Source organism: Enterocloster aldenensis, from assembly GCF_003434055.1.
In the GTDB taxonomy this organism is placed as follows: domain Bacteria; phylum Bacillota; class Clostridia; order Lachnospirales; family Lachnospiraceae; genus Enterocloster; species Enterocloster aldenensis.
The window spans coordinates 1-1213 of sequence record NZ_QVEX01000047.1 but is presented as its reverse complement, the minus strand read 5'-3'; the positions used below and the strand labels follow the sequence as shown (position 1 = coordinate 1213).

Below are 1213 nucleotides of genomic sequence, written 5' to 3'. Positions count from 1 at the left end.
CTAGTACCTTGACATAGTTAAAAAGCATTTATACTAATTGATATCTGACTCTATTACAACCGGATAAAGATGCTTTAATTTTATTCGTGCATCCTCTGTCCTGAATTGCCATTGAACTGCTTTTTGACTCTGATTGCGCTGGGTCTCCCAGGTGGATATCTGCCTTTGCAATTCCTCTATATTTGGTATCCTCCGGTCTAAACACTGGGTGGTCATCGCGCTTAGTTCTATTTCAGCTATATTTAACCAGCTCCCATGTTTGGGAGTGTAGTGTATTTCCAGGCGCTGGGCCAGGCCAAACGCAGTCTCCGGATCGAACGTTTCATAAAGAGAGGATATACCATGGGTGTTTAAATTATCCATAACCAGACGGATTTTCTTTACGTCTTTATACTGTACGGTAAGAAGTTCCTGGATCTGCAGGGCCCAGTCTTTTCTTGTCCGCTGCTCTGAGGCCTTTACATGACGCCATCCTTTTAAGGGCTCCGTAAAAAGAAAAATAGACGCGCTTCCTTTACGGATATACTCATAATCTTCTTTTCTGACACTCCCCGGCTTTATGGGGATGGGAAGGATTTTATCATCCAGAAGCTGCACCGGCTGTTCATCCATGCATACCAGGGGAATCTCTTTATCATAGTCCATCCGGTATACATTCAGGATATCTTCCATCCTGGCAACGAATTCTGAATTTTGTTTTTTAGGTATGCACCACTGCTTTTTTAAATGCGGTTTAAGCTGTGTTTTTTTAAAATCCTGCGGACCGTCTCTCTGGAAACCGTTTCAAAGATTTGAAGCTCTATCACCTTTTGGGTGAGAAGGCGAACCGACCACTTTGAGAAACCATCCGGAGGCTGGCTGCAGGCCAAAGCAATGACATTCGCTTCAATTTCTCCTGTAACAATGGTAGGATTGGTTGCCTTAGTTCGTTTGAATGTAAGGGCCTGTTGCAAGCCATGGAGGGAAAAGTCACAGACGGTGCGGGAAACGGTTGCCACATTAACGTCACAACGAAGTGCAATTTCCTTTTGCTTCATGGGAGTTCCAACACTTTGGTCTGACAGAAGAAGGATATTCGCTCTTTTACGCAACGAAATGGAGAGCATATTTTCATTTAACAGTTTATGAATTGTTTTGCGTTCTTCCTCTGTTAAGCTGACTGTGTATTTTTGATTCATTGCTTTTACCTCCTGCTTATCTATATAAGTAGATT

At 42.8% G+C, this 1213-nt stretch carries 2 protein-coding genes; both read right to left on the bottom strand.

Annotated elements, in window-relative coordinates:
* Positions 1-33: 33 nt before the first annotated feature.
* On the bottom strand, positions 34-708 hold the full coding sequence (locus DWX59_RS28405; RefSeq protein ID WP_139227153.1) for an IS630 family transposase: 675 nt from the start codon (positions 706-708) through the stop codon (positions 34-36).
* A gap of 14 nt (positions 709-722) precedes the next feature.
* Positions 723-1213 (bottom strand): helix-turn-helix domain-containing protein (locus tag DWX59_RS28400; protein WP_207660476.1); only part of this gene is annotated, 491 nt, incomplete at its 5' end.